Source organism: Staphylococcus caseorum, assembly GCF_049943195.1.
Taxonomy (GTDB): domain Bacteria; phylum Bacillota; class Bacilli; order Staphylococcales; family Staphylococcaceae; genus Staphylococcus; species Staphylococcus equorum_A.
This window is the reverse complement of the sequence record NZ_JBNFUA010000004.1, coordinates 1-7,909: the sequence shown is the minus strand read 5'-3', so window position 1 is coordinate 7,909 and position 7,909 is coordinate 1. Positions and strand designations below refer to the sequence as shown.

The following is a 7,909-nucleotide window of genomic DNA, read 5'->3' as shown; positions in this document are numbered from 1 at the left end:
GTAGAGATGGTACTAAAATTATAATACCTTAAAGTTGCAATATTAAACATAGTCGCTTTAAAAACTTTTAATATGTTAGTCTCTTGAGTTTTGTTAACCCTGTTGTATTTGCTTATTTTTGTTGTGTGTCAACGGTAACGGAATGAGCGTAGCGATATGAGTATAAGAAGTTGATACACTTGCACTTACTCGCCACACTAAACGCAGTGGAATTGGACAACCTCCAATTCCCTGCAGTTTGAACGGCGAGTTCAAGAAGTTTTTTGATTTTACTTTTTTGGAAAAAAGTAATGATCTAGGTTTTTAAAATAACTATAAATTCGTTCAGAATTTATTCATTCTTGAAGTGGTTTTGAATTAGATTTTGAAATGGGGCAAAATTGCCCCGAACTTTATATAATCTTTTTAAGAACTTTTTAAACCCTTTTTAGGTGCCCTTTTAACCTTACTGCGAGAAGGGTTTTCAGACCCTAAAGGAGTAGTTTTGTAACAATAAAGGGGTAGTTTTGTAACAGTAAAGGAGTAGTTTTGTAACAGTAAAGGAGTAGTTTTGTAACAGTAAAGGAGTAGTTTTAAAAAAGTCACTCCTTTAATCTCTTGACATTGTATTATCAGAGGTTTAGAGTGACTTTAAGAAATAAAAAAGGAGTACAACTGGGAATTGTACTCCTTTTCAAATTTATTTTATTCTACTAGGAGTGATTATAACATGACTGGAGAAACTGTTGTGTATCGAAACGAAATGAATTTAGTACCTTTAAGAAAATTTACAAGTACAGAAGTAGATTTGTTTTTTACTCTATGTAATAAGCTCAAAGAACAGGACACACGTAGACTAGAAATATATTTTGATGAATTAAAACATCTTAGTAATTACTATTCTCGCTCACAAGATCGTTTTGTGAAAGATTTAGAGCATGTATACGATAAAATGTTGAATTTAACTTATACAGAACGTAATGGAAAATCATTTAAAAAGTTTGTTTTATTTACATCGTACGAAGTGGATGTTGAAGAACAACAGCTAGCAATTAGTATTAATAGTGATTTGAAGCATATACTCAACTCTATTACAGCTGATTTTACTAAATTTGAACTACAAGAAATGACTTATCTCAAATCAACATACGCTAAAAACATGTTTCGACTACTGAAACAATATAAAAGTACTGGTTATTTAAAAATTAGTGTTGAAGATTTTAGAGAACGTTTAGATGTTCCTAAATCTTATCGTATGACCGATTTAAATAAAAATATTTTTACGCCAATAATTAATGAATTAAGCTCAATTTTTAAGGGGCTAAATATAAATAAAGTTAAAGCTAAAAAAGGTCGTAAAATTGAGTGGTTAGAATTCACTTTTGAGCCTGAGAAACGCATTCATTCAAAGCGACAACCTGAAATGGCGAATATAGGTAAGAAAACACAAAATATAAATCGTGAGATGACGCCAGAATGGTTAGAAAATAAAAAGTATGAACCTATCAAACCCAAAACAACTGAATTTACAGAACAACAAAAAGAAGCGTTTTTAGAAAAAATGAATATAAATGGAAACTATAGGGCGAACAAATAAAGTAGGACGTGTTATTTGATGAAAACGGTAAAAGAAGTTTCTGAAAGTTTAAATGTTTCTAAACAAACAATTCACTATCACTTAAAAAATTTACCATCAAATTTAAAAGTTAAAAAAACAGGCAATAAATCGTTAATAGATGATAGTGTAATAGCTTATTTAGAGTCGATTTTGAATAAAAAATCGACAAAAGAATCGACAAACAAATCGTCAAACTTTGACGAAAAATCGACAAAAGAATCAACAAACAAAAAAGAACCTATGAAGGCACGTCATGACAGTTATATTGATAAATATATCGCACACTTAGAATCAGAAATTCGACAAAAGAATCGACAAATTGACGATTTAACAATTGCCTTAAAACAAGAACAATCTTTGAACTTAAATAGCCAAAATATATTAAGTCATAACGACCCTACAGAAACTGACGATTTAAATACAAAAGAAGAGATTTTTGAGACAAAAACACCAGATCAAAATGAACAAAAACAGTCTGTTTTCTCAAAATTATTCAAAAAAAAGTAACATAGATTTGAGTAAACTAAAGTTTTTAATAAGAATGACTATTCTTATTAAAAAAGCGAATTATAAATCCTTTCATGAAAGTAATCTCCTTTCTTATATATTGATTGTGTAATAAGGATTAATGTCTATTATCCTTGTCATACCAGTATATATAGCGTGCTTTCAGAAAAATGAACTAAGTTTCTTTTTGGAAACTATTATGTTATTATATAATTAACAAATGAGTTACAACTTAGTATATACAGAAAGCCCCCACACGCCGGCAAGCTAATGTGGGGGCTTTTATTTTATCCCTTAAGTTGATCAAATATATAGTTCGCAACTATACCAGCAACAACTGACGAGATAAAACCTAAGACAAATGAGATTACAACAAGCATATACAGCACCCCCCTTTCTGCACAGGAAGTGCTTTTCTAGTATAACAAAAATGTATAAGTTCATACGATACTTTAGGAATTTGAATAAAGATACAAAAACAACATGTATGAAAATAGATGAAAACGTGTTAAAACAACGATGTATAAAATGTGTATAAACCATAGTAAATAGAAAAAGCCCGAAACATTGATTTAACAGTGTTTCGGGCTTTTGATTTGGTTAACATAATAAAGCCTTATAGGTAGTTGAATTACATAATCTATTCATCTACAGTAATTTGTTATTTCTTTGCATAAATTTAATTCTTTTAAGTTATTTTCTATATCTTTTTTTTCTTTATTAGTATAAATTTTTGCATTTGGAGTTATACATGGGACTAAATTGGAAACTAATTTATTTTGATAATCTATACTTTTAAATAAAACATAGGCTCTTCTCATATGAGTATCGGTAGTAACTAATGTGATCGAATTAAATTTCCTTTTATTAACAATATCCATTGAATATAATGCATTTTCTATAGTGTTTTTAGAACGTACTTCTTCAATAATTTGATTTTTTGGAACATTATGTTTTTGAAGCCAAATCTTCATAGCTTTCGCTTCTGTTACATTCTTATTGGGATTTCCTCCTGAAACAATAATATAAGCTTCTTTGTTATGATTAAAAGCTTTTAACGTTGCTTTCAACCGTTTTATTGACACATCTTCTAACTGACCATCATCATTTAATTTTGATCCAAGAGTAATAAAAACATGACGGCTTTTACTATCGACATTTGTTACCTGAGAATTAAGTGTTAAATAACCTATATTTTCTGGGGTCCATTGTTTAAAATTCATATTTTCATCCAACTCTTTGCTAGGAATTATAAAATTAAATGTAGTAAGTATTGAAAGTACTAATAAGATTTTTTTTATATAATTCATTAGATCTCTTTAATAATTTTATAAATGTTTTCAACGTTATTTCCTTGAGTAAATTCAACCATCTCTTTAAATCTACTCACATGATATTTTTGTTGGGGTTTATTATAATTATTCTCTATTAAATTTACCATATGATCATCCATATTGTAGGTTACATCACCGAATACATTATAGCTTTGTAAAATATTTTGAGAGCTATATTGCTTTTCAGCATTTTCTTTATCTCCCCAAAAGAAAATCACATTGCTGCCTCCTGCAAAAGCATAAAAACAAACAGATGAATAATCAGTTATAACAACTTTAGACTCTAGTAGTGCATTTTTGATATTTCCTATATATAAATGGGGTTCAATGATTTTAAACATATCAGGGAATTGTTCTTCTAATATTTCTTTAGCTTTAGGATGTAAAATAATATTGATATTTACCCCTTTTAAAAAAGGAGACTTATCTATTAAACTTATAAACTGTAAGTATCTATCTAAATAAGAATCTTTATCTATATTTCCAGTCAAATCCCAAGGACGCCATGTAAGAATAAACGAAATAGAGTTTTGTTGCATATTATTATTTACATATAAATCTAAATTAGGAGTCCCAGTTTCAATTAATTGTTCAGTATTATAATCAGTATATTGTTTAAATAACTTAGTTTCTAATTTTGAATTTGTTACAATATAATCAGGTGCAATAGGAACTTTAGGATTATAGTAACCTCTTTCAAAAACATTGGTTGCTAATGATATACCATGCTGCAAAAATATTTTTTTATTATTACTTAATATTTTTTTCTTTAGTAATTTACTATTATCATATAAAGATCTAAACATATGCGTTGGTAAATCTGATGAGATTATTCTATTTGCTTTAAATATATACATAAATGATTTTATTGAATTATGAGCTAAAACTTTTTTCTTACCAAACTTTTCAACCATTTCCTGAAAATCAGGGCTGTCTTTATCTAATATAAACAAAGAATTTTCATCATTATTTTCTATTGAGTATTTGAATACCTCATATGCAGATTCACTAGCACCTTTACTGAATTTTTCAAAATATATATCTTTATTAGATATATTAAATAAACTTAAAAATTTCCCTATTTTTTCTTTAATAGAAACAGTGATTGGTAAGTAATCCGTCATAACTATTACTAACTGCCCTGTTATTGATTTCCTTAAAAAAAGTGAAACACCTTTTTTTATTAATTGATGTCTTGGCGTACTAAAAACGTAATGATTGCGATTATATTTATCATAACCGCCCTTTTTTAATTGATAATAATAGTTTAAGTTATTTTCAGTAACACTCTTTATATAGAGAGGGTTATTAATTTCACTACTTTTATTATATTTTACTAACAAGTCCTGATAAGGAATTTTAGAAAAGCCTAAGTGAATAGGTAAAAGTATTTTACTAGTAGATTCACCAAAAATTTGTCGTATCTTTTTGGGAAATAAATATGAAAAATCATAATTTAGTGTTTTTTCGTAACCTATAGATATATTTAATTTCTTCATATTTGAGTATCTAAAACGAATTACCCCTAATATATATAGCGATTTCATAAAGGAAAAAGCAAAAATTCTATGTGGAGGTATTGATTCAGCTTTTTCCAAGACATTTTCCAAAGATAAACTTTTATGTGGTTTGACAATCATAAAAGAAACTCTGTCATGAGGATCTATATAAACAGCTATTTTAGTCCCTTCTATCCTAGGATTGTCAATAACTTCTAAGATCTTTACTTGCTTCAAAGAATTAGGAAGTTTTAAAATTTCTTTGTTCTTGTATATATAAAACTTTTTATAAGGTAATCTATTTTTTTTATTTATTACTTTAGTATAATTAAAGTCATGTAAATTTTCTTTTAAATATACATTGCTATTTACAATCTCTAAGTACATTTTATAGCTCCTTAATAATTAGTGTTAATTTTATAATTTTAACACTAATTTGGTTTTTAAAAATACTTTTTAGTAAATTTAGTTTTATATTTCTTTTATTTTTTCTTTAGTATTTCAATATTGGCTAGTAATTAAGCAATAATTTTGTTTACACAAAAATACATAAAGGGTATGGGATTAATCCCATCAAGCCGGTATATTCAGAACGAAGTGGCTAGAATATACGACGCTTGCCAAACCACATTATGACTTGAAATTTTGTTGATTATCATATAATCTACAAATATAGAAAGTCATATATTTCGAAGAAACGTGGTGGGATTGAATGAGTGAACATGATAATAATTTGGCTAGCGATTTGTCTGTTGGGGAAAACCGAAAACCCAACCGCAAAGAGCCAAAACAAATTAGTTTCAGAGTGAGCGAATCCGAATATGAAAAGTTAAGGTCATCTGCCGAAACTTTGAATATGAGTGTGCCGAATTTCGTTAAGAAAAAGGCGCATGGTAGTCGATTGGTAGCGCCCAAATTTGATAAAGAGACGCGACAATCGATTGCCAAAGATTTAAGTAAGTTGGGTGCGAATGTGAATCAGATTGCTAAATATTGTAATCAACATCAACATGATGCACCGAATTATGAAGGCTTGGAATATAATATCAATGCAGTACGTGAAAGGTTGGATGAGATATGGCAAAAGATAAATTAAGAATTATATTTAACATTATTTTAGTTGTTTTGGTTTTAGGATATGGTGCTTTTGTATTATTCACAGATTACGGAAATGCAAAATGGTCACTTATTTTTATTGGTATTTTAATTGTTGTTGGAGTTTTAAGAGATATCATTACACCTAAACCAACAAGTAGTGATGAAAATGGCAACAACTAAATTAGGTAATACCAAATCAGCAAGCCGAGCAATCAATTACGCAGAGAAACGTGCAGAAGAAAAAAGTGGTTTGAATTGCGATATAGATTACGCTAAATCAGCTTTTAAAGCCACACGCTCTTTATATGGCAAAGAAGATGGGATTCAAGCGCATACGGTTATTCAGTCATTCAAACCGGGCGAAGTTTCGCCAGAGCAATGTAATCAAATCGGTTTAGAATTAGCCGAGAAAATAGCACCAAATCATCAAGTCGCAGTTTATACGCATACAGATAAAAAACATTACCACAACCACATTGTGATTAATTCTATTGATTTAGAAACTGGAAAAAAATATCAAAGTAATAAAAAACAACGTAAGTTCGTTAAACAAGCTAATGACAGTGTGTGTCATGCCCATGGATTATCAGTTCCAGAAAAACAAAGAGAGACACGTTACACACAAGCTGAATATGAAATCGGAAAAGAAGCTCAAAAAGGGAATAAACCCATACCTTGGAAAGAACAAATTCGTATGGTCATAGATGAAACACAAGCGACCAATTATGAACAGTTAGGCGCTGATTTGCTACAGAACGGCATAAAAATTGAACGTATCACTGAAAAAACGATTACTTACAAACATCTTGAAGAAGATAAAAAAGTACGGGGCAGTAAACTAGGTGAAAAATACGATAAAGGGGGCTTAGAACGTGGGTATGATGGACGAATTAAATCCAGAGAACAAGAAAATACTAGAGAAACTGGACCAGATAGAAAAGCAAATCAATCAGAATGGGACAACTTCGCAGACAACACCAGAAAACTTGAACACGATAGAAGAAGTTCTGAAGCAGCAAGACTTGCTCATGAGAAATCTCTCCGAGATAAAGAAGAACGAGAAAGAGAGAGAAAAGAATCACAAAGCATTGTTAGAGAATCTAAAGGATTCGACCTCGAACTTTAATCAAGCAACTAAAAATACCGAGGATAAATTTATAAGTGTAGCGAGAAGTTATTTAAGAAAATTGGATACAGACAACCAAGAACAAGATTTCAAACAAGCCTTTAATGAAAAATTTAAAGACCTAGATAAACAAGCAAGTGATTTATTTGAGCATTATAAAAAACATAATGACCAAGCCAGAAAAGAAACAAACGAATACAAAAAGGCGATTACGGATCGCTTAGATAAAAAAGATACAATCGTTGAGAATTTAAATAAATCCTTAGATATTATGACAAAAGGCGTTCTATCTTTATTTTTTGTTGTCGCAATCATTGCTTTAGTTTCGTTGGTAACCGGTCCGATTAGTGCGTTTTTTGGCATTTCACAAGGTTATGACTTTATTAATCATGAGATAGCGACAAAAGAGAGCATTTGGAGATATTTATGGGGTGTTTTATATGTTGTACCGTATGCTTTTTTTGGTTTTCTTATATATGGTGTTTTAAAAGCATTTAACGCCATAAGATGGAAATGAGGTGTAAATCATCATAATAAGCGCTTATATTTCTAAAAACCCCTTTAAAATCCAAAATAAAGGTACTTAAAAAGCCATTTCAATATAAAACTGAAATGGCTGAAATAAAGGAAATGCCTTGTTCATTAATAATACCTATAAAAATACTATGTGAATTTCATTCTAATTTCAAATTAAACGACTACTATTAGTTTTCCTGCTAATAGTAGTCAGTGTGAAATGAAGCGTTAA

At 29.4% G+C, this 7,909-nt stretch carries 8 protein-coding genes; 6 read left to right on the top strand and 2 right to left on the bottom strand.

Annotation, left to right across the window (positions count from 1 at the left end; genetic code table 11):
• The first annotated feature begins 709 nt into the window (after positions 1 to 709).
• Entirely contained in the window at positions 710 to 1,576 is an 867-nt protein-coding gene (locus ACP3TL_RS14970; protein WP_069794589.1) for a replication initiation protein, read from the top strand.
• Positions 1,577 to 1,594: 18 nt separating this feature from the next.
• Positions 1,595 to 2,104 (top strand): LuxR C-terminal-related transcriptional regulator, encoded by a 510-nt coding sequence (locus ACP3TL_RS14965; protein WP_194440892.1) that lies wholly within the window; start codon positions 1,595 to 1,597, stop codon positions 2,102 to 2,104.
• Positions 2,105 to 2,748: 644 nt separating this feature from the next.
• Here the strand turns inward: ACP3TL_RS14965 and ACP3TL_RS14960 are convergent.
• Entirely contained in the window at positions 2,749 to 3,327 is a 579-nt protein-coding gene (locus ACP3TL_RS14960; protein ID WP_426433226.1) for a YdcF family protein, read from the bottom strand.
• Between the two features lie 86 nt (positions 3,328 to 3,413).
• Positions 3,414 to 5,324 carry a CDP-glycerol glycerophosphotransferase family protein gene (locus ACP3TL_RS14955; RefSeq protein ID WP_285336875.1) on the bottom strand — a complete coding sequence of 637 codons (1,911 nt, stop codon included), beginning with the start codon at positions 5,322 to 5,324 and terminating at the stop codon, positions 3,414 to 3,416.
• Between the two features lie 325 nt (positions 5,325 to 5,649).
• Between ACP3TL_RS14955 and ACP3TL_RS14950 the strand changes: the two genes are divergently transcribed.
• Genes ACP3TL_RS14950 through ACP3TL_RS14935 form a run of 4 tightly spaced genes read left to right on the top strand, consistent with a single transcriptional unit; the run spans position 5,650 to position 7,678 of the window.
• Complete coding sequence (locus ACP3TL_RS14950) at positions 5,650 to 6,033, top strand: plasmid mobilization protein (protein ID WP_069821078.1); 384 nt, start codon at positions 5,650 to 5,652, stop codon at positions 6,031 to 6,033.
• Entirely contained in the window at positions 6,015 to 6,215 is a 201-nt protein-coding gene (locus ACP3TL_RS14945) for a hypothetical protein (RefSeq protein WP_069794596.1), read from the top strand. Before ACP3TL_RS14950 ends, ACP3TL_RS14945 begins: the two co-directional genes overlap by 19 nt.
• Complete coding sequence (locus tag ACP3TL_RS14940; protein WP_317134760.1) at positions 6,202 to 7,161, top strand: relaxase/mobilization nuclease domain-containing protein; 960 nt, start codon at positions 6,202 to 6,204, stop codon at positions 7,159 to 7,161. The genes ACP3TL_RS14945 and ACP3TL_RS14940 overlap by 14 nt, the downstream gene beginning before the upstream one ends.
• Positions 7,124 to 7,678, top strand: coding sequence for a hypothetical protein (locus ACP3TL_RS14935; protein WP_426433225.1), 555 nt, complete (start codon positions 7,124 to 7,126; stop codon positions 7,676 to 7,678). The genes ACP3TL_RS14940 and ACP3TL_RS14935 overlap by 38 nt, the downstream gene beginning before the upstream one ends.
• The last annotated feature ends 231 nt before the right edge of the window (positions 7,679 to 7,909 follow it).